The following is a 25,642-nucleotide window of genomic DNA, read 5'->3' as shown; positions in this document are numbered from 1 at the left end:
GCAGAGGGCCCGTACCGTCCATCCGGACGGTACGGGCCCTCTGCCGTTGCACTGCTCACTGCTGCGCGGGCGGCGGCTGCTGGGGCCAGCCGTAGCCCTGCGGGGGCGGGCCGTACGGGCTGTGTGGCTGGGGCTGTGTCTGCGGCTGCTGGGCCGGGGGCTGTGAGGTGTACGGCTGCGGCGGGTACGGATGGGCGGGGCCGCCCTGCTGAGCCGGCACGCCGGGGTGGGGCCGTCCCTGCTGCGGATGCCCTTGTGGAGCGTGCCCCTGCCGGGGCAGCCCTTGCTGCGGATGCCCCCACATCCCCTGGCCGTTGGCCTGCTGCGCCCGTACGAAGTCCTCGGCCACCAGCGTGGCGAGGTGGAAGTACGCCTCGCGCGTCTTGGGCCGCATCATGTCGAGGTCGACCTCCGCGCCCGCGGCGAGGTGTTCGTCGAACGGCACGACGACGACCCCGCGGCAGCGGGTCTCGAAGTGCTGCACGATGTCGTCGACCTTGATCATCTTGCCGGTCTCGCGCACACCGGAGATGACCGTGAGCGAGCGGGAGACCAGGTCGGCGTACCCGTGGGCGGAGAGCCAGTCGAGCGTGGTGCTGGCGCTGCTGGCGCCGTCCACGGAGGGCGTGGAGATGATGATCAGCTGATCGGCGAGGTCGAGCACTCCGCGCATGGCGGAGTAGAGGAGCCCGGTGCCCGAGTCGGTGAGGATGATCGGGTACTGCTTGCCGAGGGTGTCGATCGCGCGGCGGTAGTCCTCGTCGTTGAAGGTCGTCGAGACGGCCGGGTCGACGTCGTTGGCGATGATCTCCAGGCCGGAGGGGGCCTGGGAGGTGAACCGCCTGATGTCCATGTACGAGTTCAGGTACGGGATCGCCTGGACCAGGTCGCGGATGGTGGCGCCGGTCTCGCGGCGCACCCGGCGACCGAGGGTGCCGGCGTCCGGGTTCGCGTCGATCGCGAGGATCTTGTCCTGGCGTTCGGTGGCGAGCGTGGCGCCCAGTGCGGTGGTGGTCGTGGTCTTGCCGACGCCGCCCTTGAGGCTGATGACGGCGATCCGGTAGCAGGACATGACGGGGGTGCGGATCAGCTCCAGCTTGCGCTGGCGCTCGGCCTCCGCCGCCTTGCCGCCGAACCGGAACAGGCCTGCGCCGCCGCGGGTGCTCTTGGGCTTCTGCTTGTTGCGCAGCAGCCGGTCCGAGGACAGCTCGACCGCCGCGGTGTAGCCGAGCGGCGTTCCCGGGCCGGACCGCTGCCGGGCGTCGGGCGCGACGGGGCCGGGTGCGACGGGGCCGGGCGCGGAGGAGTGGGGCCACTGGGCGCCGGTCCGCGGGTCGGTGCTGCGCGGGTCGACGCCGGGCGGGACCGGTCCCGGAGCGTGCGGGGCGCCCTGCTGGGGCCAGGGGGTTCCGGCAACCGGCGCTTCGGGCGCCGGCGGGAACCCGTAGCCCGCGGGCGCCGCCGGGGCCGAGGGGTGGACGGGCGGGGGCGGGGGGAGTTCACCCGTACCGGTGTCACCGGCGGCGGCGCGTTCACCCGTGGCGGTCACCGGAGGGATCCGCATGGTCGGCGGAGAGGCCGGATCCCCCGTGTCGCCGCGCCCGGACTCGGACGCGGGCGCCGCCGGGTACGGAGTCGGTACGGGCTCGGGACCCGGCGCGTACGGAGCTGCTGCGGGCGCCACGTGCTCGACCGGCGCGGGAACGGGCTCGGCGTCCGGCGCGTGCGGCGCCGATGCGGCAACGGCAGGTGCAGGCGCAGGTACGGGCTCGAGGCCGGGACCGGGTGCGTACGGCGAGGGCGCCGGCTCCGGTGCGGCAGCAGCGGCCGGTCCCGGGTCGGGCGCCGGAGCGGCCTTGGCCACGGACAGCGGCGCTGCGGGCGCCTCAGGCACCTCCGGGCGGACCGGCGACGCGACGGGCGTGCCGGGCGCCTCCGGCGCCGGGTAGGCCGCGGGCGGGACGGGTGCGCCAGGGTTCTCCAACCGATCCGGGTACGCCATCGGCGTGTTCGGCACGTCCGGCGTCTCCGCATGGGCCGGGTAAGCCGCAGGCGGGAAGGGTGCGCCAGACGTCTCCGCCCGATCGGGGTACGCCACCGGCGTGTTCGGCGCCTCCGGCGTGTCCATGTGGGCCGGGTAGGCCGCAGGCGGGAGGGGTGCCTCGGGCGTCTGTGCGCCGGCCGGGTGTGCCACGGGCGCGTGCGGCGCCTCCGGCGCTGCCACCCGGTCCGGGTACCCCGCGGGTGCCTGCGGTGCGCCGGGCGTCTCCGGGCGGGCCGGGTAGGCCGCAGGCGCGACGGGGGTTTCCGGCGTCTCCACCCGGTCCGGATACGCCACCGGCGTGTTCGGCGTGTCCGGCGTGTCCGGCGTGTCCATGTGGGCCGGGTACGCCACGGGCGTGCCGGGCGCCTCCGGCGTGTCCACACGGGCCGGTTGCGCCGTGGGCGCCTCCGCGCGGGTCGGGTACGGCGGCGGGCCCGGGGTCTGGGAGCCCGGGGGAGGCGTGGTCCAGTGCTCGAAGCCGCTGCCCGGCGGGAGGCCGGGAACCGCCGACGACGGCGCCGGCGGCACCGCCGGGGCACCCTGCGTGTACCAGGCCGGCGGCGTGTAGTCGATGGTGAACTCGCCCGTCAGCTCGGGCTCCGCGTCGGACTGATCGTCCGTCGGGACGTCCCACGCCCCGCCGCGGCTCTCGTTCCGATCGCCGTCCACTGCTCCTCCTGGTCTCTTCGCGTACCGGCGCCCCGCACCCGGGCGGCGCGCCCACGGTCAGCCTAATCGGGCCCCCGGTCGCGCCGGTCCCGCTCGGCCTGGCCGAGGACCCCGGGGCGCGTCCGCTAGTCGATCCGCCGGGCCGCTCCCAGCAGGCCCGTCTCGGCCTCCGTCCCCTGCGTCATCACGAACTGCCGGTCCCGCGCCGTGCACCACAGGGTGACCCCGTCGCCCAGGGTCGGCAGTGAATCCACCGCCCCCCTCGGGAGGTTCATCAGGCGGCCGACCTGTTCCGCCTCGTCCGGCGACACCCGCTGCACGCCCACCAGCGCCGACTGCTCCAGCAGCCTCGGTGCCGCCGGGCTCAGGAAGGGCAGCAGGGTCACGACCGACTGCCAGGGCCCGGCCACCACCCGGCCGCGCGGCGGCCGCATCCCGCAGTCCCGGACCACCAGCACCGGACTGCCCGCCGACGCGCCCTGCGGCGGGACCCGGCCCACGTCGTGCAGGGTCACGCACTGCTGCCCGCCGCCCGCCGCCTGCGCCAGCGCGTTCCACACCTGGGCGCGGCCCGTCTCCACCGCCACCCGGGCGCCCGTCGCGGCCGCCCGCAGCGCGAGCACCTGCGCCGTCCAGAGCCCGCCGACGAGCGTGACGTCGTACGGCGTCGGGCGGTTGATGCCGAGCACCGCGGGGCGGCCCTCCGCGTCCACGCCGATCACCACGCCGTCGTCGCCCACGGGCAGTGCCAGCGCGTCCAGTTCAGCAGCGCCCACCGCGTGCCGGTCCCGGCGCGGGCCGACCAGGCCGTACCCCACGCTCCGTCGTACGGCCATCAGCGCGCACCTCCCAGCGGCAGCGAGGCCAGTACGCCCGGCAGCTGTTCGCGGTCCAGCCGGACCAGACCCGTCTTCACGCCCCGCGCCGTCCGTTCCAGTTCGCGCCGGGCCGCGACGAGCTCCTCGTCACTGCGCCCGGTGATCCGCACGTGTCCCGTCACCGTCACCTCCTGCCGCTCGCCCGCCGCCAGCGTCAGGCTGAAGTTCGTCGCCAGCGCCGGGATCGACGTCAGCAGCGCGACGAACTGCGGCAGCGGGGCGGCCGCCCCGCCCAACTGGGGCCAGCGGGCCACCCAGTACGTCGTGTGCCGGCGGTCGTCGCACCGCCACGTGCGCGCCGTCTCGTCCGTGCGCCGCCCCGGCGTGCCCGAGCGGCCCGCCTGCGTGATCGCCATCGGGTTCGCGCACGAGGACGTCGCCAGCGCCGCCGTCAGCTCCTGCTCGGTCAGCACGGTCGCCCGGAACCCGGCCCCCGCCAGCCGGCTCGCCAGCTGGTCCGCCGCCCGCACCACACACCGCTGCGCGCCCGCCAGCCCGCCGCCGCGCGCGGCCACGGCCTCCGGGCACAGCTCCGGGTCGAGCTTCAGCGCGATCCACGTCAGCCGCACCGCGGGCGTGCCCGTACTGGCCTGCAGCGGGGCGTAGTTGCGGGCGGCCATCGCCTGCTGGGGCAGGTGCGGGGCCGGCGCCGGCTGCGTGTGCTGCACGAGCTGCGCGGACTCCAGGCGGATCCCGTCCGTCTCCAGCACCTCGCGCACCAGCGCCAGCGGCAGCGGCCGCGCCGCACGGTCCGGCCGCAGTGCGGTCGCGTCGGTGTCGACCTGGAGCAGCACCGTCAGGAAGGTGCCGTCGCCGATCATCCCGACCGGCCGCCGCTCCCGGTCGCTGAAGGTGTACGTACGCAGCGCCGGGTCGCACTCCACCACGGGCGCCAGCCCCGGTTCGGTGCCCGCGGGCACGGAGAAGGCGGCCGCCCGGCGGCGGCGCGCCCGCAACGCCAGGGCGGAGCCGATCCATTCGGGCAGCGACCGCTGGTGCCGGCGCACGACGGCGAGCAGCAGCAGTACGGCGGCCAGCACGCCCGCCGGCACGAGGAGCAGCGGGTCGACCGCGGCGGCCGTCAGCAGCAGCGCGGCGGCCAGTTCGAGCAGCACGACCTGTTGCAATCGGAACGGCCCGAACCGGCCGGGAGCCGACTTCGGATGCGGCGACACCCCGTCACGCGGCGGTGCGGTCCCGACGGACCGCGGCTCTGTCGCGGTGGCCATCACCCGCGCACCTCCCCTTCCCCGGACGGGACACGGGAGAACGTCGGCGACGGCGCGGCTGCCCGTACGGGCCCCGCGCATCCCCGGAATCTCCCCATTCCGCCCCAATGAACCCTGAGAACCCTGAATACCCCGGTACGGGAGGCACTGGGCCGCGCCCTCACCCTACCCGCCCCACCGGCACCGTCGGTCAACGGGCATAGTAGGTCCCCGGTCTGGAAATCGAGGCCCGGGGACCGTACCCACCGACCGGGCCGTGCGGGGGAGAAGCAGGCGGTCATGGCATCACGGCGCGACGAGCTCAACGCGTACACCTTTGCGAAGAAGCGGACGGTGGCCGCGTTCCTCCAGCCCTCCGCCACCGGCACCGAGGAAGGCGCTCCGCGGCCGCTGCGCGCGGTCGTCCCCGGCCTGGTCGTGGCGGCCCTCGTGCTCGCGGGCTTCGGCGCCTGGGGCATGTTCAGCCCCAAGGCCCCCAAGGGCTGGGACGAGGCGGGGGCCAAGGTCATCGTGGGCAAGGAGTCCACCACCCGCTACGTCGTCCTGGAGACGGACGGGAAGCGCCGGCTGCACCCGGTGCTCAACCTGTCCTCGGCCCGACTCGTCCTGGATCCGAGCAAGTTCGACGTCATCCAGGTCAGCGACGAAGTCCTCGACGCGGGCAAGCCCCCGCGCGGCCCGATCCTCGGCATCCCGTACGCCCCCGACCGGCTGCCGTCCGAGAGCGACGCCGGCACCGCCAAGCGCTGGGCCGTGTGCCAGCAGCCCGGCGGCAACGGCAGGGGCGTGCAGAGCGCGACGTTCGTCCTCGCCAGCCGCGAGGCCGCGCTGACCGACGACGCCCGCCGCCTCGGCGACGCCGAAGTGCTGTACGTCCAGGGGCCGGACAAGGTCCGCTACCTCGTCGACGCGGCCGGGAGCAAGTACCCCGTCGCGGGGGCGAAGGAGGACCGCAGGACCCTCATCCGCGCCCTCGTCGGCGACGTGCCCCCGCAGCCCGTCACGGCCGAATGGCTCGACACCCTGCACGCGGGCACCCCGCTCGCCTTCCCCGAACTGCCCGACGCCCCCGGATCGGACGCCCGCGTCCCCGGGCTCGCCACCGCCAACAACCGCGTGGGCATGGTGCTCCGCGCCACCACCGGCTCCGGCCCCCAGCACTACGTGGTCCTGCCCGGCAAGGTCCGCCCGGTCTCCGAGTTCACCGCCTGGCTGCTCATCCACTCCCCGGCGACCGACCGGCTCGACATGAACGGCCAGGCCCGCGACGTCGACCTGCAGTCCCTCGACCCGGCCCGCGCCGCCTTCGCCGGCAACGCCCGCTGGCCGCAGCGCAAGGCCGAGCAGGTCAACCGGTCCGCGGCCGCCGGGACCGGAGCCGCGGACCCCGCGGCCCGCGACACCGTCTGCACCGTGCTGCGCCAGGTCGACGGCCGCGGCCGCGCCACCCTCAGCACCTGGGCGGGCACCGGATTCCCCGTCGACATCACCGCCAGCGGAAGCAGCACGTACGTCACGCCCGGCACCGGCCTGCTGTACACCCAGGTCCAGGGCACCAGCCCGGACGGCTCGCTGTTCCTGCTGACCGACACCGGACTGCGGTACGCCGTCCAGGCCAACGGCGACAGCGACGCGGACCGTTCGAAGATCGGCGCCGACGCCCCCGGCACCGGTGACGACCCGCGCCCGGAGGCCAGCCAGGCGCAGATCCGGCTCGGCTACGGCAAGGTCGTCCCCGTCCCCGTGCCCATCGCCTGGTCGGAGTTCCTCTCGAAGGGCCCCCGCCTGGACACCAACAGCGCGCGCCAGCCGCAGGGCTCGTGAGGACCGCCGCCGCCATGCCCACTGCGATGCCCCGTCCGGCGCCCCAGCGCACGCCCGGGCCCCTGGCCCGGCCCGCAGCCGCCCTGCTCGCCGCCCTGCTCGCCGCCGCGTCCGCCGCCCCCGCCGCCGCGTCCGCCGCCCCCGCCGCAGCGGACGGCGGGCCGCTCGCCCTCGACGGCTCCGGCGCCTGCACCTTCCCGATGAAGAAGCAGATCGCCGGCCGCCCCTGGGCGCTCCAGCGGGTCCTGCTCGACGAACTCTGGCAGGACACCAAGGGCAAGGGCGTCCGCGTCGCCGTCATCGACACCGGTGTCGACCGGGTCAACCCGCAGCTGCGCGACGCCGTGGACGCCTCCGCCGGCCGCGACTTCCTGGAGCCGGCCAAGGACGGTACGGAGGACCGGGTCGGCCACGGCACCAAGGTCGCCGGCGTGATCGCCGCCCGTCCCCGCGCGGGCACCGGATTCGTGGGCCTCGCCCCCGAGGCCACCGTCATCCCGATCCGCCAGAACGACGAGCGCAACAGCGGGAACGCGAAGACGATGGCCGACGCCATCGACCACGCGGTCGCCAAGAAGGCCCACGTCATCAACATCTCGCAGGACACCGCCAAGCCGCTCTCGCCCAGTGGCCCGCTCGCCGAGGCCGTCCGGCGCGCCATCGGCCAGGGCATCGTGATCGTCGCCTCGGCCGGCAACGACGGCCTCGACGGCGAGCAGAAGAAGACCTACCCGGCCGCCTTCGACGGCGTGCTGGCCGTGGCCTCCTCGGACCGCAACAACGAACGCGCCGAGTTCTCCCAGTCCGGCGGCTTCGTCGGCGTGGCCGCCCCGGGCGTCGACATCGTCTCCACCGTCCCCGGCAACGGCCAGTGCGTCGACAACGGCACCAGCTTCTCCGCGCCGTACGTAGCCGGAGTCGCCGCCCTCCTGAGGGCCAAGCACCCGGACTGGACGCCGCGCCAGATCGTCACGCAGATCCAGCAGACCGCCGAGCGCTCGGTCAACGGTCACGACCGCTTCGTCGGCTGGGGCATCGTGGACCCCGTACGGGCCCTCACCGAGGACCAGACGCCCAAGGAGGCCCCGACGGCGGACCCCGGCCCGCCCGCGGCCGCCGCCCCGGAGCCCGCAGCGCTGGCCATGGCCGAAACCGCACAGGAGCGGGACGAGCGCTACGCCACCTACGCACTGGGCATCGGGGCCGTGCTGATCGCCGTCATCGCCGGGACGGCGACCGTCGTGCGCGACGCCCGACGCAGGCGCCGCTGAGCTTTGCAGTCGTTGAAGGCCGCGCCTACCCGGGGTACTTGTTGGGCCTGTCGTATGAAGTGGCTAAAGTGTCGGGGGACTTCACAAGTGTGATGACGGGAGAGATACCGACCATGGCGATGAACCTCCAAGTCGACGATGTCAGGAAGCAAAAGCTCGCGGGGGAGATCAACGCGTACCACACGGAGCTCTCGACGCGGATCAATTCGCTGAACGACGTGGTCGACCGGATCCAGGCGGGCTGGAAGGGCGCTGCGAGCCAGGAGTACGACCAGCTGCAGCGCGGCGTGAACGAACACCTCGCGAAGATCAAGGGCAAGCTCATCGAGCTCGAAGAGGCCATGCGCCAGAGCGTCAAGGGCTTCAACGCCGAGGAGCAGGACCGCATCGCCGAGATCCGCAAGGTCAGTGCCGGCGGTGAGGGCGGCGGCAACAGCAGCGCCATCCTCAACATGTGACCACGCCCCCCTCAGCCGCTCGAACAACGGGAGAAGACCGACATGTCACTCGCAGTCAACTACGACACCGTGGCAACCGCGGCCGGCGACGTGCGCCGCACCGCCCAGAAGCTCACGCAGGAGCTCGACCAGCTGATGGCGCAGGTCAAGGAGGTCGCCGAGTCCTGGGAGGGTGAGGCGAAGACCGCCTACCTCGACATCCAGCAGACGGTCTCCACGGAGATGGCCGGCATGAACACCAAGCTCGGCAACATCGCCAACCTGCTCGACAGCTCCCTGGTGGGCTACCAGGACACGGACAAGGGCAACGCCGCCCGCTTCCGCATGGTCTGAGCACGGCCGCCCGTACGGGCACGGCAGAGGGGCCCGGCACACGCACCGTGTGCCGGGCCCCTCCGTCTTCTCCGTCTTCCGCCGCGGGCTACGTGAGGTCGAACTCCCCGTCCCGCGCGCCGAGCACGAACGCCGTCCACTCCGCCTCCGTGTAGCGCAGCACGGTGTCCGGGTCCAGCGAGGACCGCATGGCCACGGCCCCGCCCGGCAGGTGGGCGATCTCGACCCGCTCCTCGTGGTCCTCCGTGCCGGGCGCGCTGAGCCACTCGACCCCGGAGATGTCGAGGGCGTACAGCTCGTCCTTCTCGCGTGCGTCAGCCATCAGCGCGTTTCCCTTCGGCGGTGCGGGCAGTACGAACAGCCTTGTCCGGCATCGTACTTCCCCGCCCGCCGCGCCACCTACCGGTCCGGGAGCCAGCCCAGCTGGACCAGCGGCGTACCCCGCTTGCGCGAGACGAACGTGCCGCGGCCCGGCGGCATCGGACGGGCCCGGACACTGCCCAGGATGTCGCCCTCGTTGCGGTCGCCGGAGAGCACCACGCCCTGCGCGCCCAGCTCCTTGAGCCGCTGCATGAACGGCTCGTACGCGGCCCGCGAGGCTCCCGCCGAACTGCGCGCGATGATGAAGCGGATGCCCACGTCCCGCGCGAACGGCAGCTGCTCCACCAGCGCGGCCAGCGGATTGCCGGCACCGGCCGCGACCAGTTCGTAGTCGTCGACGATCACGAACAGCTGCGGGCCCGTCCACCAGCTGCGGTCGCGCAGCTGCTGCGGGGTGACGTCCGCCTTCGGCGCCCGCCGCCCCATGACCGTGCCCACCGCCTCCATGTGCATCTCCATGGCCGAGGCCATCGGCGCGTACTCCAGCAGGTGCGAGGGCGCCACCGCCTCCAGCATGGTCCGTCGGTAGTCGCCCACCACGATCCGCGCCTGGTCCGGGGTGTACCGCTCGGTCAGCTGCTTGGCGATCAGCCGCAGCAGCGCCGTCTTGCCCGACTCGCTCTCGCCGAAGACGAGGAAGAACGGATCCGTCTCGAAGTCGACGAACACCGGCTCCAGGTTCGTCTCGTCGATGCCGATCGCGATGCCGTACTGCGGGTACTCGAAGCCCTTCGGCAGCTGGTCGGCCGGCAGCTTGCGCGGCAGCAGCCGCACCGCGGGCGCGCCCGGACCGGCCCAGTTCGCCCGTACGGACTCCACGAACGCCGCCGTGGCCTGGGACAGGTCCTCCGCGCCCGGGCGGGCGTCCACCCGCGGCAGCGCCGCCATGAAGTGCAGCTTCTCCGGCACCTGACCGCGGCCCGGTGCGCCCTGCGGGACGTTCGCCGCCACCTTGCGGTCGAACTCGCTGTCCATGACGTCGCCGAGCCGCAGCTCCAGCCGCCCCAGGATCTGGTCCTTCAGGGCCGCCCGGACCTCCATGTAGCGGGAGGCGGTCAGCACCACGTGGATGCCGTAGCCGAGCCCGCGCGCCGCGATGTCCGCGACGACCGGCTCCAGGTGGTCGTAGTCGGTCCGGAACGCCCCCCAGCCGTCGACCAGCAGGAAGACGTCGCCGAATACCTCTCCCGGAAGCTCGCCGGAAGCTCGCCGCCGCCGGTACGTCGCCATCGAGTCGATGCCGTGCGCGCGGAAGAACTCCTCGCGCCGGTTGAGCACCCCGGCGACCTCCGCGACCGTACGGCGCACCCGCTCCGGATCCAGCCGCGAGGCCACCCCGCCCACGTGCGGCAGGTCCTGCACGGCCGCCAGCCCGCCACCGCCGAAGTCCAGGCCGTAGAACTGAACCTCGCGCGGGGTGTGCGTGAGCGCGAACGCCGACACCAGCGTCCGCAGCAGCGTGGACTTGCCGGACTGCGGGCCGCCCACCACCAGCAGATGGCCCGCCGCCCCGGAGAAGTCCCGGTACAGCACCTCCCGGCGCTGTTCGAACGGTTTGTCGATGAGCCCCAGCGGCACGACCAGGCCGCCGGGCCGGGTGTACCCGTCCGCGTGCAGCCCGCGCTCCGCCGACGGCGCCAGCGCAGGCAGCAGCTGGTCCAGCGGCGGCGCCTCGTCCAGCGGCGGCAGCCACACCTGGTGCGCGGGCACGCCCTGCCCCTCCAGCCGCTGCACGATCACGTCGAGCACCGTGTCGGCCAGCGCGTCGTCCTCGCGCACCGACTGCGCCGCCAGGTACGCCGGGTCGGGAGCCGCGTACACCACCGGCACCGGGGCCGCCGTGAACAGCGCGGGCCGCCGCTCCACCGGGAACTGCCCCACCGACAGGTCGGGCCCGCCCGAGCGGTACGCACCCGAGACGTACGCCGCCTTGAAGCGGGTCATCTCGTCCGTGCCGAACTTGAGATAGCCCGAACCCGGCACCGACGGCAGGTGGTAGGCGTCCGGCACCCCGATCGCCGTGCGCGACTCCGCCGCCGAGAAGGTCCGCAGACCGATCCGGTACGACAGGTACGTGTCCAGGCCGCGGAGCTTGCCCTCCTCCAGGCGCTGCGACGCCAGCAACAGGTGCACGCCCAGCGAACGGCCGATCCGGCCGATCTGGATGAACATGTCGATGAAGTCGGGCTTCGCCGTCAGCAGCTCGCTGAACTCGTCGATGACCAGCACCAGCGAAGCCAGCGGCTCCAGCGGCGCACCGGCCGCCCGGGCCTTCTCGTAGTCGTGGATGTTGGCGTAGTTGCCCGCCGACCGCAGCAGCTCCTGACGGCGCTGGAGCTCGCCGCGGATCGAGTCGCCCATGCGGTCCACGAGCGTCAGGTCGTCGGCCAGGTTCGTGATGACCGCGGCCACGTGCGGCATCTGCGACATCCCCGTGAACGTCGCACCGCCCTTGAAGTCCGCGAGGACGAAGTTCAGCGTCTCCGACGTGTGCGTGACCGCGAGACCCAGGACCAGCGTGCGCAGCAGCTCCGACTTGCCGGAACCCGTCGCACCCACGCACAGCCCGTGCGGCCCCATGCCCTCCTGCGCCGCCTCCTTGAGGTCCAGCATCACCGGCGCGCCGTCCTCGCCCACGCCGATCGGCACCCGCAGCCGCTCGCCGGCCGACCGCGGCCGCCAGGTGCGCGCCACGTCCACCGAAGCCGCGTCGCCGAGGTTCAGCAGATCCGTGAAGTCCAGGTTCGCCAGCAGCGGTTCCTCCTCGTCGCCGCCGCCCGTGCGCAGCGGCGCCAGCTGCCGGGCCAGCGCCTCCGCCGCCGGCAGCGACAGGAAGTCCGGCCGTCCCTCGTACGCGACACCGCCGCCCGACGCCAGCAGCAGCCGGCCGGGCCGCACCACGACCGACAGCCCGCCGCGCCCCGGCAGCTCGCCGGTGTGGCGCTGGGCGTCCTCCGGCTCGCCCGGCACCACCTCGACGATCGTCACGCCCTGCAGCCCCTCGGCCGCGGCGAACACCGAATCCGGCGGCACGCTCCCGCCGTCGAGGACCACCACCACGTGCGGCTGGTCCAGCACCGGCTGCACGTCCCGGCTGAACCGCGGCCGGCCGTCCAGGCGTCCGCCGAGCAGCGCCTCAAGCTCCCCGAGGTCGTCGCCGAACAGCCGCCTGGAGCCCGCCCCGTCGACCTGTCCCGGCACCTGCGCGTGGGGCAGCCACTTCGTCCAGTCCCAGGAGGGGGCCGCACCCGGCGCGGCCACCACGGCCACCACCAGGTCCTCGGGGGAGTGCAGCGTCACCAGCTGCGCCACCAGCGCCCGCGCCGTCCCCCGCGCGGCCTCCGCATCACGGCCGTCGCCCGCCACCATCACGTGGTAGAACGCCCGCATCGACACCGCCACCGGCAGGCCGTCGAGGTACGAGTGCACCGCCAGGAACCGCTGCATCGCCCCCGCGGTCAGCGGCTCCAGCTCGTCGACCGGCGCCGTGTCCGGCGCCACCAGCGGCGTGGCCAGCCGCTGCGCGCCCAGCCCCAGCCGGGCCTGCCCGAAGTCGGCGTCGCCGACCCGCCGCTCCCACACCCGCGAACCCTCGGCGACCACCGACCACAACTGCTCAGGTGCCGGGTGCAGATACAGCTGCGCGTCCCGCTGCGCCCGCGCCGTCCGCCGCACCTGACGCCGCGTCTGCGCCAGGTACTTGAGGTAGTCCCGCCGCACATCGGCCATTTGCCCCTGCGTACCGCGGCGGAAGCGCATGATCTGCGCGATCACCATCGCCACCGTGGAGAGCAGCATGATCGCGCCCATGATGCGCATGAACGGCGCCGGCGAGATGAAGAAGAAGACGACCGACGACCCCATGCCCAGCATGGGCAGGAGCTGGAGGAGCATCCCCTCCTGCTGCCCGCGCGGAAGCTCTGGCGGAGCCTCAAGTCTCAGGTCGTCCGAAGGTACTTCGGGCGGCAGCGACCGCGGCGGGCGCTTGACGACGATCTGGCTCACCGGAGCATCAATCCCTCGAAAACGGACGGGACGACCGGGCCGGCGCCCCCGCGGTGGCGGTCTCCCCTCCGCGCGCTGGAGATCCTACTTGCCGACCGTCGTACGGCCGCCCGGTAGGGTGGCGCGCGCACCAACCGCGCACGCACCATGCGCAACCGCGAACGAGGGGGTCACCAAAGGTGAGTACGGCCGCAGCCACCGGTTTCTGCAGAGTCACCGTCGTGGCTCCGGACAGCCGCATCGACGTCGCCCTCCCCGAGGACATCGCCGTGGCCGACGTCCACCCCGAACTCCTGCGCCTCACCGGCCAGACCCAGCCCGTCGGCGCACCGACCGGCTACCACCTGGTCCGCCGCGACGGCCGCGTCCTCGACGGCGCCCGCACCCTCGCCGCCCAGCAGGTCCTCGACGGCGAGGTGCTCAGCCTGCGCCCCTTCGCCGAATCGCTGCCGCCCGCGGTCTTCGACGACGTCTCCGACGCCGTCGCCTCCGCAGTCGTCCGCGACCGGCACCGCTGGAGCGACGAGATGCTCCGCGGCGCCGGCCTCAGCGGAGCCGTCCTGCTGCTCGTCCTGATGGGCTTCGTCCTCTGGTACGCCGACCCCGTGCACCACGACATGCACGGGCTGCCCGGCGTCATCGCCGGAGCCGCCGGCCTCCTGCTCACCGCCTGGGCCGGAGTCCGCGCCCGCGTCTACAAGGACCGTGCCTCCGCCGTGGCCCTCGGCCTCGGCGCCCTCCCGCACCTGCTGATCGCCGGCTCCGGGATCGTCGCCGCGGGCGCCGGGGAGGGACCCGGCCGCCTGCAGTTCCTCCTCGGCTGCGTCTGCGTGCTGACGGCGTCCGTCGCCCTGACCGCCCTCACGCCCAGCGGCGACGCCCCCTTCGTCGCGGCGACCTTCCTCTCCGCCGTCGGCGCCCTCGCCACGTTCCTGGCGATCGTCACCGAGGCCTCCGCCACCGCGGCCGCCGCGGTCTGCGCCCCCGCCGCCATCGGGCTCGTCGCCTTCCTCCCCGGCCTCTCCGTCCGCTTCGCCCGGCTGCCCATCGGCTACGCCGCCCCGCACAGCGCCGCCGAGGTCTACGACACCGCCGAGCCCGAGCCCTACGGCGAGCAGCGCACCGGGCACGCAGAGGCAGCGGCCGCCCCCGTCGACTCGGAGCTGATCGCCGCCCAGGCCCGACGCGGCCACGAGATGCTCCTCGGCCTCGTCGGCGGCAGCTGCGCCGTCGTCGTCGGCTCCGCCGCCGTCCTCGGCTTCTCCGACAACACCTGGGGCAAGCTCCTCGCCCTCGCCGCCGGCCTGGCCATGCTGCTGCGCGCCCGGCTCTTCCGGTACACCTCCCAGGTCGCCTGCGCCCTGACCGCGGGCCTCGCCTCGGTGGGCCTGCTGATCCTCGGCCTCTCCCTGAACCCGCCCGCCGACCTGCTGCGGGACCTCCTGCTCCACGGCGACCGGGCCGGCCTGGACATCCGTACGATCTGGCTCACCGCCGCCGTCGCCCTCGGTGCGGCCCTGCTCACCACCATCGGGCTGGTCATCCCCCGCAAGGGTCTGTCACCCTTCTGGGGCCGCCTGCTCGACCTCACCGAGGCCGCCGTGCTGCTCAGCCTGGTCCCCCTGTGCCTGGCCGTGCTCGACGTCTATTCCGCGGCCCGCTCGCTCACCGGCTGAGAAACCGGCGGCGGGCCCGTCCCGGGGGCTGGTACGCTGTGTGACGGCCGTTTGTGTACGCGTTCCCGGATTCCCCGGGAGCTGCGCCCAGCGGACCCGCCTCCCGAGTAACAGAAGCTCCTCAGAGACGTAGACCTGAGGCACTCGGTGGCCACGAATACCTCACGAGGAGTGCACGTGCCGCTTGACACCGCCACGAAGAAGCAGATCATCGCCGAGTTCGGTACCAAGGAGGGCGACACCGGCTCCCCCGAGGTCCAGGTCGCGATGCTCTCCCGCCGGATCTCGGACCTCACCGAGCACCTCAAGGCCCACAAGCACGACCACCACTCCCGTCGTGGTCTGCTGATCCTGGTCGGTCAGCGTCGCCGCCTGCTCCAGTACCTGGCCAAGAAGGACATCGCGCGCTTCCGCATCCTGGTCGAGCGCCTGGGCATCCGCCGCGGTGCTGCCGGCGCCAAGTAAGACGCTGTGAAGGGAGCGGTTCCCACATCCAGGGGGCCGCTCCCTTTGCTGTACGTGCGGGACGTACCGGACGCTTTGTAGTCTGGTCTCACGTGCACAACTGAAGAGGAGGAGCGCCCTCCGTTACGCCGCCGGTCCTCGGTAGTGGCACCCGGAGAGCCCGTTCCGGGCCCCGCACCGGGTGCTTCGATCGAAGACCGGCCAGCACGCGGCGCTTCTCCGAAACCGTCCCCCGCCACACGGGTGGAGGACGGAGACGACGAAAATGGAGAAAACGCTAGTGGAGAACGAGACCCACTACGCCGAGGCCGTCATTGACAACGGCTCCTTCGGCACCCGCACCATCCGCTTCGAGACGGGCCGTCTGGCCCGCCAGGCCGCCGGCTCCGCCGTTGCCTACCTGGACGACGACACGATGGTGCTGTCCGCCACCACCGCGTCGAAGAAGCCCAAGGACCAGCTCGACTTCTTCCCCCTCACGGTGGACGTCGAGGAGCGGCAGTACGCAGCCGGCAAGATCCCCGGCTCCTTCTTCCGTCGCGAAGGCCGCCCCTCCGAGGACGCGATCCTCACCTGCCGCCTGATCGACCGCCCGCTGCGCCCGTCCTTCAAGAAGGGCCTGCGCAACGAGATCCAGGTCGTCGCGACGATCATGGCCCTCAACCCCGACCACCTGTACGACGTCGTCGCGATCAACGCCGCGTCCGCGTCCACCCAGCTGGCCGGCCTGCCCTTCTCCGGCCCGATCGGCGGCGTCCGCGTCGCGCTGATCCGCGGCCAGTGGGTCGCCTTCCCGACGCACACCGAGCTCGAGGACGCCGTCTTCGACATGGTGGTCGCGGGCCGCGTCCTGGAGGACGGCGACGTCGCGATCATGATGGTCGAGGCCGAGGCCACCGAGAAGACCATCGCCCTCGTCAAGGGCGGCGCCGAGGCGCCGACCGAGGAGATCGTCGCCGCGGGCCTCGACGCCGCGAAGCCGTTCATCAAGGTCCTCTGCAAGGCCCAGGCCGACCTGGCCGCCAAGGCCGCCAAGCCCGAGGGCGAGTTCCCGGTCTTCCTGGACTACCAGGACGACGTGTACGAGGCCCTCGCGGCCGCCGTCAAGGGCGAGCTGTCCCAGGCGCTGACCGTCCCGGGCAAGCAGGACCGCGAGGCCGAGCTCGACCGCGTCAAGGAGCTCGCCGCCGAGAAGCTCCTCCCGGCCTTCGAAGGCCGGGAGAAGGAGATCTCCGCCGCCTACCGCAGCCTGACCAAGGCCCTGGTGCGCGAGCGCGTCATCAAGGACAAGGTCCGCATCGACGGCCGCGGGCTCACGGACATCCGTACCCTCGCCGCCGAGGTCGAGGCCATCCCGCGCGTGCACGGCTCGGCGCTGTTCGAGCGTGGCGAGACCCAGATCCTGGGCGTCACCACCCTCAACATGCTCCGCATGGAGCAGCAGCTGGACACCCTCTCGCCGGTGACCCGCAAGCGCTACATGCACAACTACAACTTCCCGCCGTACTCCGTCGGCGAGACCGGCCGCGTCGGCTCCCCGAAGCGCCGCGAGATCGGCCACGGCGCGCTCGCCGAGCGCGCGATCGTGCCGGTCCTGCCGACGCGCGAGGAGTTCCCCTACGCGATCCGCCAGGTGTCCGAGGCCCTCGGCTCCAACGGCTCGACGTCCATGGGTTCGGTCTGCGCCTCGACCATGTCGCTGCTGAACGCCGGTGTGCCCCTCAAGGCCCCCGTCGCCGGCATCGCCATGGGCCTGATCTCCCAGGAGATCGACGGCAAGACCCACTACGTCGCCCTCACCGACATCCTCGGTGCGGAGGACGCCTTCGGCGACATGGACTTCAAGGTCGCCGGCACCAAGGAGTTCGTGACCGCCCTCCAGCTCGACACCAAGCTGGACGGCATCCCGGCCTCCGTGCTGGCCGCGGCCCTCACCCAGGCCCGCGACGCCCGCCTCCACATCCTCGACGTGATGATGGAAGCGATCGACACGCCGGACGAGATGTCCCCGAACGCCCCGCGGATCATCACCGTCAAGATCCCCGTGGACAAGATCGGCGAGGTCATCGGCCCCAAGGGCAAGATGATCAACCAGATCCAGGAGGACACCGGCGCCGAGATCACGATCGAGGACGACGGCACCATCTACATCGGTGCCGCCGACGGCCCGGCCGCCGAGGCCGCCCGCGCCACGATCAACGGCATCGCCAACCCGACCATGCCGGAGGTCGGCGAGCGCTACCTGGGCACGGTCGTCAAGACCACCACCTTCGGTGCCTTCGTCTCCCTGCTCCCGGGCAAGGACGGCCTGCTGCACATCTCGCAGATCCGCAAGCTCGCCGGTGGCAAGCGCGTGGAGAACGTCGAAGACGTGCTCGCGGTCGGCTCCAAGGTCCAGGTCGAGATCGCCGAGATCGACCAGCGCGGCAAGCTCTCCCTGATCCCCGTGGTCGAGGGCGAGACCGACGCCGACGCCGACGAGAACAAGGACGACTCCGACAAGTGACGTCGCGTAGTTCCCGTGTGACGGCCCGCCCCTCTTCGGAGGGGCGGGCCGTCGCCCGTACCCAAACCCTCCTCCAGGGCCGTGACGGCATCGGCACGGTCCGCCGTACGACCCTCCCCGGCGGCCTGCGCATCGTCACCGAGACGCTGCCCTCCGTCCGGTCCGCGACCTTCGGCATCTGGGCCCACGTCGGGTCCCGCGACGAGACCCCGACGCTCAACGGCGCCACGCACTACCTGGAGCACCTCCTCTTCAAGGGCACGAAGAAGCGCAGCGCCCTCGACATCTCGTCCGCGATCGACGCGGTCGGCGGCGAGATGAACGCCTTCACGGCGAAGGAGTACACGTGCTACTACGCGCGGGTCCTCGACACCGACCTGCCGCTGGCCATCGACGTCGTCTGTGACATGCTCACCGGCTCGCTGATCCTCGAATCCGACGTCGACGCCGAGCGCGGCGTCATCCTCGAAGAGATCGCGATGACCGAGGACGACCCGGGCGACTGCGTGCACGACCTGTTCGCGCACACGATGCTCGGCGACACCCCCCTGGGCCGCCCGGTCCTCGGCACGGTCGACACGATCAACGCGCTCAGCCGCGACCAGATCGCGCGCTTCTACAAGAAGCACTACGACCCGACCCACCTGGTCGTCGCCGCCGCAGGCAACGTCGACCACGCCAAGGTCGTCCGCCAGGTCCGCGCCGCCTTCGAGAAGGCCGGCGCCCTGACCCGCACGGACGCCGTCCCCGTCGAGCCGCGCACCGGCACCCGCACCCTGCGCACCGCCGGCCGCGTCGAGATGCTGGGCCGCAAGACCGAGCAGGCCCACGTGGTCCTCGGCATGCCCGGCCTCGCCCGCACCGACGAGCGCCGCTGGGCCCTGGGGGTGCTGAACACCGCCCTCGGCGGCGGCATGTCCTCCCGCCTCTTCCAGGAGGTCCGGGAGAAGCGCGGCCTCGCCTACAGCGTGTACTCGTACACCTCGGGCTTCGCCGACTGCGGCCTCTTCGGCGTGTACGCGGGCTGCCGCCCGAACCAGGTGCACGACGTCCTGAAGATCTGCCGCGACGAGCTCGACAAGGTCGCCTCGGACGGTCTGACCGACGAGGAGATCAGCCGCGCCATCGGCCAGCTCTCCGGCTCCACCGTCCTCGGCCTCGAGGACACCGGCGCCCTGATGAACCGCATCGGCAAGAGCGAGCTGTGCTGGGGCACCCAGATGTCCGTCGACGACATGCTGACCAGCATCGCGGCGGTGACCCCGGACGACGTCCGCGCCGTCGCACAGGATGTACTGGCCCAGCGTCCCTCGCTCTCGGTCATCGGCCCGCTCAAGGAGAAGCAGGTCGCCCGCCTGGACGAAGCGGTCGCCTAGTTCCGTACGCACCTAAGGAAGCGAAGACATGAGCAAGCTGCGCGTGGCCGTCCTCGGCGCCCAGGGCCGGATCGGCTCCGAGGCCGTCAAGGCCGTCGAGGCCGCCGAGGACATGGAACTGGTCGCGGCTCTCGGCCGCGGCGACCGCCTGGAGGCGCTGGTCGAGACCGGCGCCCAGGTCGCGGTCGAGCTGACCACCCCCGCCTCCGTGATGGGGAACCTCGACTTCTGCGTCCGCCACGGCATCCACGCCGTCGTCGGCACCACCGGCTGGACCGAGGACCGCCTCGCGCAGCTGAACACCTGGCTCGCGGGCTCGCCCGCGACCGGTGTGCTCATCGCTCCGAACTTCTCCATCGGCGCCGTGCTCACGATGAAGTTCGCGGCCCAGGCCGCGCGCTACTTCGAGTCCGTCGAGGTCGTCGAGCTGCACCACCCCCACAAGGTCGACGCCCCGTCCGGCACGGCCACCCGCACCGCCCAGCTGATCGCCGAGGCCCGGTCGAAGGCAGGCTGCGCCCCGCAGCCCGACGCCACGGCCACCGCCCTCGACGGCGCGCGCGGCGCGGACGTGGACGGCGTGCGCGTGCACGCCATCCGCCTGGCGGGCCTGCTGGCCCACCAGGAGGTGCTGCTCGGCGGCGAGGGGGAGACCCTGACCATCCGTCACGACTCCCTGCACCACCGCAGCTTCATGCCGGGCGTCCTGCTCGGTGCGCGCCGCGTGGTGCAGACCCCGGGCCTCACCTTCGGCCTGGAACACTTCCTCGACCTCGGCTGAGCAGGCAGTAACACCCCCATGCGCGCGAAGATCACGTACTTCCTCACGGCCGCCGTCCTGGTCGTCTACTTCGTCCTGGCCGGCAGCCGGGGCCTGCTGCTGATCCGCCAGGGCACCTGGCTCACCGTCACCTTCGGTGTGGCCGTGCTGATCCTGCCGGTCGTCGGCATCTGGTTCCTGTGGCAGAACACCCGCTTCGTCACCCGGGCCAACCAGCTCGCGACCGAGCTGGAGGCCGAGGGCGGACTGCCCGTCGACGAGCTCGCCCGCGACGAGTACGGACGCATCGTCCGCGACTCCGCCGACGAGGTCTTCGCGCGCCGCAAGGCCGAGACCGAGGACGCGCCGAACGACTGGCGCACCTGGTTCCGGCTCGCCGTCGCCTACCACGACGCCCGGGACACCCCCCGGGCCCGCAAGGCCATGCAGCGCGCCATCGCCCTTCATGCGCACGCGCAGAAGCCCGTACGGATCTGATCCGTACGGGCTTCCGGAGGCGCTCAGGGGCTCTGCGGGGGCTCGGCGCGCCCCGGGGGTCAGCCGACGTGTGCCGGACCGCGCTCGGCGGCCCAGGCAGCCAGCACGTCGGCGGCCCGGTCGAAGGCCTCGGTCCGGGACAGGAAGTCCGCGTTGTGGTCGGTGAGCAGCGGCTCCCGCTGCTCACGACCGCGCGCGGTCATCGTCAGGGCCTGGCCCTGCACCGTCCGCGGCAGGCCCAGCCAGCGCACCGGCTGCTGGACCGTACGCACCTCGGCGACCTCGCCCCAGGCGTACGTCCGCGTCCTGAAGAAGGCGACCCGGCGCAGCCCCCGGGGGCTCACCCAGACGCCCATCCGCAGCAGCCGCAGCGCGCCGCCGACCACGAGGGCGGACGCGGCCAGGCAGAGTCCGGCGCCGAGGATCTCCCCGGCGAACGCGATGATCATGACGGCCAGCAGCATGAACGACGCCAGGAGCAGCAGCAGCGCGCTCGCGGCGACCCGCCAGGGGCCGGGCCGGTAGGGGCGCCGCCAGCGCTCGTGGTCGTGGTACGGCAGCGCGGAGTCGTCGTCTTGCGCGTCGAATGCGCTGTCCGCCGTCAGAAAGGGCAGGGGCACGGCTGATCCTCACTCACATGCACATTCGGTCGGGCTGTGTGCCACGTGAGGCTATCCAGCCCGGTGACGGCCTTCCACCCCAGGGGCCCGGACGGGTCAGCGACCGTCCGTCGCCTCGGACTGCTGGGCCTTCCCGGCCGCCTGGTGCGGCTGGAGGGCGGGCATCCCGAAGAGCAAGGCGCCGACGAGGCCGGACACCACTGTGAGCCCGACCAGACTACGGGCGGCGATCTGAGTCTTGCTCAGACGCTCGCGCGGCGGGGGAGTGACGTTACTGCGGAAACGGTCGGCCTCGGCGACGAAGGCGAACGGGACAGGCTCGCGCCGGCGGAACATGAAGGGAACCCTCCTCATGACTGCGCCCCCGGAGGGGACGGGTGCGGATGTGCATCGCGTTGCTACTGGGTCAGACGCACGGAAGGCCCAATCGGTGCCGGATTTCGGCAGATTAGCCAAAGTTCGTGCCTTGAGTCTGCTGTGCGGCGATGTCATGGGGGCGACGTAGAGTGAGCGCCGCACGTGCGACGCGAATGGAAGGACCCCCGCCGGTGAGCGAGACCCCCGCACCCGACCTGAAACCCAGCTTCCGCAGCGATGTCACCGTCGAGCTGGTGAAGCACTCGGCCGCCGACTCGGACGTGCTGTGGGCGGCCCGTGTGTCGACGGCCGGCGAGCAGTCCCTGGAGGAGCTCCAGAAGGACCCCGAGCGCTCCAAGGGCCTCATCAACTACCTGATGCGGGACCGCCACGGCAGCCCCTTCGAGCACAACTCGATGACGTTCTTCATCAGCGCCCCGATCTTCGTGTTCCGCGAGTTCATGCGGCACCGCGTGGGCTGGTCCTACAACGAGGAATCCGGTCGCTACCGCGAGCTGGAGCCGGTGTTCTACGTTCCGGACGCCGAGCGAAAGCTCGTCCAGGAGGGCCGCCCGGGCAAGTACGTCTTCGTCGAGGGCACCCAGGCGCAGCAGGAGCTGACCGGCCGCGTCATGGAGGACTCGTACCGCCAGGCGTACGACGCCTACCAGGAGATGCTGGCGGCGGGCGTGGCCCGCGAGGTCGCCCGTTCGGTGCTCCCCGTCGGCCTGTTCTCCTCGATGTACGCCACCTGCAACGCCCGCTCGCTGATGCATTTCCTCGGCCTGCGCACCCAGCACGAGCTGGCGAAGGTGCCGTCGTTCCCACAGCGGGAGATCGAAATGGTGGGCGAGAAGATGGAGCAGCACTGGGCCGGCTTGATGCCGCTCACGTACGCCGCGTACAACGCGAACGGCCGCGTCGCGCCGTAGCGCACGCGTGTACGGCGACATCAGCCGAAGTGTCCGTATTGCGGCGTTTCGTAAAGTTCATCTAGGCTGATCAAACGGACCCGGCACTGCTTGAACCCCCGAGCAGGCAGTGCCGGGCTCCAACACCGTCTTCACATCCCCCGAGGGGACACCGCGAGCAGAGCAGCGAGTAGCGTGTTACCCATGGCTCCGATCTCCACTCCGCAGACCCCCTTCGGGCGGGTCCTCACCGCCATGATCACGCCTTTCACGGCGGACGGCGCACTCGACCTTGACGGCGCGCAGCGACTCGCTGCCCATCTGGTGGACGCAGGCAACGACGGCCTGATCGTCAACGGGACCACCGGCGAGTCCCCCACCACCAGCGACGCGGAGAAAAACGACCTCGTACGAGCCGTACTCGAAGCGGTCGGAGACCGCGCCCACGTCGTCGCCGGCATCGGCACCAACGACACCCGCCACACGCTCGAGCTCGCCCGCGAGGCCGAGCGGACCGGCGCGCACGGCCTCCTGGCCGTGACGCCCTACTACAGCAAGCCCCCGCAGGAAGCCCTGTACCGCCACTTCACCGCCGTCGCCGACGCGACCGGCCTGCCGGTCATGCTCTACGACATCCCCGGCCGCACCGGCGTCCCGATCGAGACCGAGACGCTCGTCCGCCTCGCCGAGCACCCGCGGATCGTCGCCAACAAGGACGCCAAGGGCGACCTCGGCCGTGCCAGCTGGGCCATCGCCCGCAGCGGTCTCGCCTGGTACTCCGGCGACGACATGCTGAACCTCCCGCTGCTCTCCGTCGGAGCCGTCGGCTTCGTCTCGGTCGTCGGCCACCTGGTCAGCGGCGACCTCCGCAGCATGCTGGACGCCCACCTCAGCGGTGACGTCCAGAAGGCCACCGAGATCCACCAGAAGCTGCTCCCGGTCTTCACCGGCATGTTCCGCACCCAGGGCGTGATGACCACCAAGGCCGCCCTGAGCCTCCAGGGGCTGCCCGCCGGACCGCTGCGGCTGCCCCTCATCGGCCTGAGCGACGAGGAAACCGCGCAGCTCAAGATGGACCTCGCCGCCGGCGGGGTACAGCTCTGACACCAGACTTCACAACTGAACAAGCACCACCGAAGCACGACAAAAGAACAGCTCGATCCAGACAACAGCAAGTGCACGAATGTCATGCGCGCCACGTGCCTCCTGAGGTACGTGGCGCGTGTGGTGAGGAGAGACTTTGAGCCATCCGCATCCGGAACTCGGCCCGCCGCCGAAGCTGCCCAAGGGCGGCCTGCGCGTCACCCCCCTGGGTGGCCTCGGTGAAATCGGCCGCAACATGACCGTCTTCGAGTTCGACGGCAGGCTTCTGATCGTCGACTGCGGCGTCCTCTTCCCGGAAGAGGAGCAGCCGGGCATCGACCTGATCCTGCCGGACTTCTCGTCCATCAGGGACCGGCTCGACGACATCGAGGGCATCGTGCTCACGCACGGCCACGAGGACCACATCGGCGCCGTTCCGTACCTCCTGCGGGAGAAGCCGGACATCCCGCTGATCGGGTCCAAGCTGACCCTCGCGCTGATCGAGGCGAAGCTCCAGGAGCACCGCATCCGCCCCTACACCCTCGAGGTGAAGGAGGGGGAGCGCGAGAACCTCGGCCCCTTCGACTGCGAGTTCATCGCGGTCAACCACTCCATCCCGGACGCCCTGGCCGTCGCCATCCGCACCCCCGCGGGCCTGGTGGTCGCCACCGGCGACTTCAAGATGGACCAGCTCCCGATGGACAACCGCCTGACCGACCTGCACGCCTTCGCGCGTCTGAGCGAGGAGGGCATCGACCTCCTCCTCTCGGACTCGACGAACGCCGAGGTCCCGGGCTTCGTCCCGCCGGAGCGCGACATCTCCAACGTCATCCGCGGTGTTTTCGCGGGTGCGCAGAAGCGGATCATCGTGGCGAGCTTCGCCAGCCACGTCCACCGCATCCAGCAGGTGCTCGACGCCGCCCACGAGTACGGCCGCAGGGTCGCCTTCGTCGGCCGCTCGATGGTCCGCAACATGGGCATCGCCCGTGACCTGGGCTACCTGCGCGTCCCGGCCGGGCTCGTCGTCGACGTGAAGACCCTCGACGACCTCCCGGACCACGAGGTCGTGCTCGTCTGTACGGGCTCGCAGGGCGAGCCGATGGCCGCGCTGTCCCGCATGGCCAACCGCGACCACCAGATCCGGATCGTCCCCGGCGACACCGTGATCCTGGCGTCGTCCCTGATCCCGGGCAACGAGAACGCCGTCTACCGCGTGATCAACGGCCTGACCCGCTGGGGCGCCAACGTCGTCCACAAGGGCAACGCCAAGGTCCACGTCTCGGGCCACGCCTCCGCCGGCGAGCTGCTGTACTTCTACAACATCTGCAAGCCGCGGAACCTCATGCCGGTCCACGGCGAGTGGCGCCACCTGCGCGCCAATGCAGAGCTCGGTGTGATGACGGGCGTCCCCGCGGACCGCATCGTGATCGCCGAGGACGGCGTGGTCGTCGACCTGGTCGACGGCAAGGCCCGGATCACCGGCAAGGTCCAGGCCGGCTACGTGTACGTGGACGGCCTCTCCGTCGGCGATGTCACCGAGGTCCACCTCAAGGACCGCCGCATCCTCGGCGACGAGGGCATCATCTCGGTCTTCGTCGTGGTGGACAGCACCACCGGCAAGGTCGTGGGCGGCCCGAACATCAACGCGCGGGGCTCCGGCATCGAGGACTCCGCGTTCGCCGCGGTCGTCCCGAAGATCGAGGAGGCCATCGCCAAGGCCGCCGCGGACGGCGTCGCCGAGCCCCACCAGCTGCAGCAGCTCATCCGCCGCACGCTGGGCAAGTGGGTCTCCGACGGCTACCGCCGCCGCCCGATGATCCTCCCGGTCGTGGTCGAGGTCTGACCTCGCCCGTAGCGCCCGTACCGGAGCGGGGCAACCGGATTTGCATCCGGGGGCCCCGCTCCAGTACGTTTACGGCTCCGCCTCGGAGGGACCCCGAGCACACCTGTGTGCTTGGACAGCCCCGAGAGCGGGTGGACAAACAGACCGGGGAAACCTGATAAAGTCTGATCCGCCCGAAAGGGAAAGGCCCCCAACGGCCGCCGGAATTCGAATTCCAAGTCGGAAACGACACGGAAAAGGATCTGGTAAGGTTGGAACCGCCGGAAAGGGAAACGCGAAAGCGAGAACCTGGAAAGCGCCGAGGAAGTCGGGTCGGAAAGATCTGATAGAGTCGGAAACGCAAGAACGAAGGAAGCGCCCGGAGGAAAGCCCGCGAGGGTAAGTACAAAGGAAGCGTCCGCACCTTGAGAACTCAACAGCGTGCCAAAAATCAACGCCAGAAGTTGATACCCCGT

At 71.9% G+C, this 25,642-nt stretch carries 20 protein-coding genes; 13 read left to right on the top strand and 7 right to left on the bottom strand.

Annotation, left to right across the window (positions count from 1 at the left end):
* Positions 1-55: 55 nt before the first annotated feature.
* From ACZ7H1_RS01635 to eccE, 3 genes are all read right to left on the bottom strand, one after another.
* Positions 56-2,713: an SCO5717 family growth-regulating ATPase gene (locus tag ACZ7H1_RS01635; RefSeq protein ID WP_470782796.1), complete on the bottom strand. Its 2,658-nt coding sequence runs from the start codon at positions 2,711-2,713 to the stop codon at positions 56-58.
* Positions 2,714-2,838: 125 nt separating this feature from the next.
* Positions 2,839-3,549: a hypothetical protein gene (locus ACZ7H1_RS01630; protein WP_470782795.1), complete on the bottom strand. Its 711-nt coding sequence runs from the start codon at positions 3,547-3,549 to the stop codon at positions 2,839-2,841.
* A complete protein-coding gene (gene eccE, locus ACZ7H1_RS01625; protein WP_470782793.1) occupies positions 3,549-4,820 on the bottom strand; it encodes a type VII secretion protein EccE in 1,272 nt (423 codons plus the stop codon). The genes ACZ7H1_RS01630 and eccE overlap by 1 nt, the downstream gene beginning before the upstream one ends.
* 279 nt (positions 4,821-5,099) lie before the next feature.
* Between eccE and eccB the strand changes: the two genes are divergently transcribed.
* The 4 genes from eccB to ACZ7H1_RS01605 all read left to right on the top strand — a co-directional run bounded on the left by eccB (position 5,100) and on the right by ACZ7H1_RS01605 (position 8,706).
* Positions 5,100-6,644, top strand: a complete 1,545-nt coding sequence (gene eccB / locus ACZ7H1_RS01620; RefSeq protein WP_470782792.1) for a type VII secretion protein EccB — start codon at positions 5,100-5,102, stop codon at positions 6,642-6,644.
* Between the two features lie 14 nt (positions 6,645-6,658).
* On the top strand, positions 6,659-7,915 hold the full coding sequence (gene mycP / locus ACZ7H1_RS01615; protein ID WP_470782790.1) for a type VII secretion-associated serine protease mycosin: 1,257 nt from the start codon (positions 6,659-6,661) through the stop codon (positions 7,913-7,915).
* A gap of 92 nt (positions 7,916-8,007) precedes the next feature.
* Positions 8,008-8,373 carry a WXG100 family type VII secretion target gene (locus ACZ7H1_RS01610; RefSeq protein WP_470782788.1) on the top strand — a complete coding sequence of 122 codons (366 nt, stop codon included), beginning with the start codon at positions 8,008-8,010 and terminating at the stop codon, positions 8,371-8,373.
* Positions 8,374-8,415: 42 nt separating this feature from the next.
* Positions 8,416-8,706 (top strand): WXG100 family type VII secretion target, encoded by a 291-nt coding sequence (locus ACZ7H1_RS01605; RefSeq protein WP_470782787.1) that lies wholly within the window; start codon positions 8,416-8,418, stop codon positions 8,704-8,706.
* A gap of 88 nt (positions 8,707-8,794) precedes the next feature.
* Here ACZ7H1_RS01605 and ACZ7H1_RS01600 read toward each other — a convergent pair whose 3' ends face one another.
* Both ACZ7H1_RS01600 and eccCa read right to left on the bottom strand, forming a co-directional pair.
* Complete coding sequence (locus tag ACZ7H1_RS01600; protein ID WP_470782785.1) at positions 8,795-9,028, bottom strand: DUF397 domain-containing protein; 234 nt, start codon at positions 9,026-9,028, stop codon at positions 8,795-8,797.
* Positions 9,029-9,105: 77 nt separating this feature from the next.
* Positions 9,106-13,092, bottom strand: coding sequence for a type VII secretion protein EccCa (gene eccCa / locus ACZ7H1_RS01595; protein WP_470782783.1), 3,987 nt, complete (start codon positions 13,090-13,092; stop codon positions 9,106-9,108).
* Between the two features lie 179 nt (positions 13,093-13,271).
* Here eccCa and eccD point away from each other — a divergent pair, with 179 nt between their 5' ends.
* The 6 genes from eccD (at position 13,272) to ACZ7H1_RS01565 (ending at position 20,373) form a co-directional block, all read left to right on the top strand.
* On the top strand, positions 13,272-14,768 hold the full coding sequence (gene eccD / locus ACZ7H1_RS01590; protein WP_470782781.1) for a type VII secretion integral membrane protein EccD: 1,497 nt from the start codon (positions 13,272-13,274) through the stop codon (positions 14,766-14,768).
* 177 nt (positions 14,769-14,945) lie between these two features.
* On the top strand, positions 14,946-15,233 hold the full coding sequence (gene rpsO / locus ACZ7H1_RS01585; RefSeq protein ID WP_470782779.1) for a 30S ribosomal protein S15: 288 nt from the start codon (positions 14,946-14,948) through the stop codon (positions 15,231-15,233).
* A 280-nt stretch (positions 15,234-15,513) separates the two neighbouring features.
* A complete protein-coding gene (locus ACZ7H1_RS01580; RefSeq protein ID WP_470783155.1) occupies positions 15,514-17,739 on the top strand; it encodes a polyribonucleotide nucleotidyltransferase in 2,226 nt (741 codons plus the stop codon).
* Entirely contained in the window at positions 17,736-19,115 is a 1,380-nt protein-coding gene (locus tag ACZ7H1_RS01575; protein ID WP_470782778.1) for a M16 family metallopeptidase, read from the top strand. The genes ACZ7H1_RS01580 and ACZ7H1_RS01575 overlap by 4 nt, the downstream gene beginning before the upstream one ends.
* A gap of 28 nt (positions 19,116-19,143) precedes the next feature.
* Positions 19,144-19,896, top strand: a complete 753-nt coding sequence (dapB, locus tag ACZ7H1_RS01570; RefSeq protein WP_470782776.1) for a 4-hydroxy-tetrahydrodipicolinate reductase — start codon at positions 19,144-19,146, stop codon at positions 19,894-19,896.
* An 18-nt stretch (positions 19,897-19,914) separates the two neighbouring features.
* Positions 19,915-20,373, top strand: coding sequence for a hypothetical protein (locus tag ACZ7H1_RS01565; protein WP_470782775.1), 459 nt, complete (start codon positions 19,915-19,917; stop codon positions 20,371-20,373).
* Positions 20,374-20,432: 59 nt separating this feature from the next.
* On the opposite strand, the gene ACZ7H1_RS01560 is transcribed toward ACZ7H1_RS01565, so the two are convergent.
* Positions 20,433-20,993 (bottom strand): PH domain-containing protein, encoded by a 561-nt coding sequence (locus ACZ7H1_RS01560; protein WP_470782773.1) that lies wholly within the window; start codon positions 20,991-20,993, stop codon positions 20,433-20,435.
* A 96-nt stretch (positions 20,994-21,089) separates the two neighbouring features.
* Positions 21,090-21,329 (bottom strand): hypothetical protein, encoded by a 240-nt coding sequence (locus ACZ7H1_RS01555; protein WP_470782771.1) that lies wholly within the window; start codon positions 21,327-21,329, stop codon positions 21,090-21,092.
* A gap of 194 nt (positions 21,330-21,523) precedes the next feature.
* Between ACZ7H1_RS01555 and thyX the strand changes: the two genes are divergently transcribed.
* The 3 genes from thyX (at position 21,524) to ACZ7H1_RS01540 (ending at position 25,187) form a co-directional block, all read left to right on the top strand.
* Complete coding sequence (gene thyX, locus ACZ7H1_RS01550; RefSeq protein ID WP_470782770.1) at positions 21,524-22,282, top strand: FAD-dependent thymidylate synthase; 759 nt, start codon at positions 21,524-21,526, stop codon at positions 22,280-22,282.
* 183 nt (positions 22,283-22,465) lie between these two features.
* The gene (dapA, locus tag ACZ7H1_RS01545) at positions 22,466-23,365 is read left to right on the top strand and encodes a 4-hydroxy-tetrahydrodipicolinate synthase (protein WP_470782768.1); all 900 of its coding nucleotides are present in this window, start codon (positions 22,466-22,468) and stop codon (positions 23,363-23,365) included.
* A gap of 136 nt (positions 23,366-23,501) precedes the next feature.
* A complete protein-coding gene (locus ACZ7H1_RS01540; RefSeq protein WP_470782767.1) occupies positions 23,502-25,187 on the top strand; it encodes a ribonuclease J in 1,686 nt (561 codons plus the stop codon).
* The last annotated feature ends 455 nt before the right edge of the window (positions 25,188-25,642 follow it).

This window comes from Streptomyces sp. NPDC037401, assembly GCF_055602345.1.
Note: the sequence above shows the minus strand (reverse complement) of the source record. Positions and strands in the feature narration are given on the sequence as shown.

Excerpts from the sequence above, each read along its gene's own strand:
- eccE (WP_470782793.1), bottom strand. The coding sequence starts at position 4,820 with ATGGCCACCGCGACAGAGCCGCGGTCCGTCGGGACCGCACCGCCGCGT.
- ACZ7H1_RS01630 (WP_470782795.1), bottom strand. The coding sequence starts at position 3,549 with ATGGCCGTACGACGGAGCGTGGGGTACGGCCTGGTCGGCCCGCGCCGG.
- mycP (WP_470782790.1), top strand. The coding sequence starts at position 6,659 with ATGCCCACTGCGATGCCCCGTCCGGCGCCCCAGCGCACGCCCGGGCCC.
- dapA (WP_470782768.1), top strand. The coding sequence starts at position 22,466 with ATGGCTCCGATCTCCACTCCGCAGACCCCCTTCGGGCGGGTCCTCACC.
- dapB (WP_470782776.1), top strand. The coding sequence starts at position 19,144 with ATGAGCAAGCTGCGCGTGGCCGTCCTCGGCGCCCAGGGCCGGATCGGC.
- ACZ7H1_RS01600 (WP_470782785.1), bottom strand. The coding sequence starts at position 9,028 with ATGGCTGACGCACGCGAGAAGGACGAGCTGTACGCCCTCGACATCTCC.
- ACZ7H1_RS01565 (WP_470782775.1), top strand. The coding sequence starts at position 19,915 with ATGCGCGCGAAGATCACGTACTTCCTCACGGCCGCCGTCCTGGTCGTC.
- eccB (WP_470782792.1), top strand. The coding sequence starts at position 5,100 with ATGGCATCACGGCGCGACGAGCTCAACGCGTACACCTTTGCGAAGAAG.
- ACZ7H1_RS01610 (WP_470782788.1), top strand. The coding sequence starts at position 8,008 with ATGACGGGAGAGATACCGACCATGGCGATGAACCTCCAAGTCGACGAT.
- ACZ7H1_RS01555 (WP_470782771.1), bottom strand. The coding sequence starts at position 21,329 with ATGTTCCGCCGGCGCGAGCCTGTCCCGTTCGCCTTCGTCGCCGAGGCC.
- ACZ7H1_RS01605 (WP_470782787.1), top strand. The coding sequence starts at position 8,416 with ATGTCACTCGCAGTCAACTACGACACCGTGGCAACCGCGGCCGGCGAC.
- thyX (WP_470782770.1), top strand. The coding sequence starts at position 21,524 with ATGGAAGGACCCCCGCCGGTGAGCGAGACCCCCGCACCCGACCTGAAA.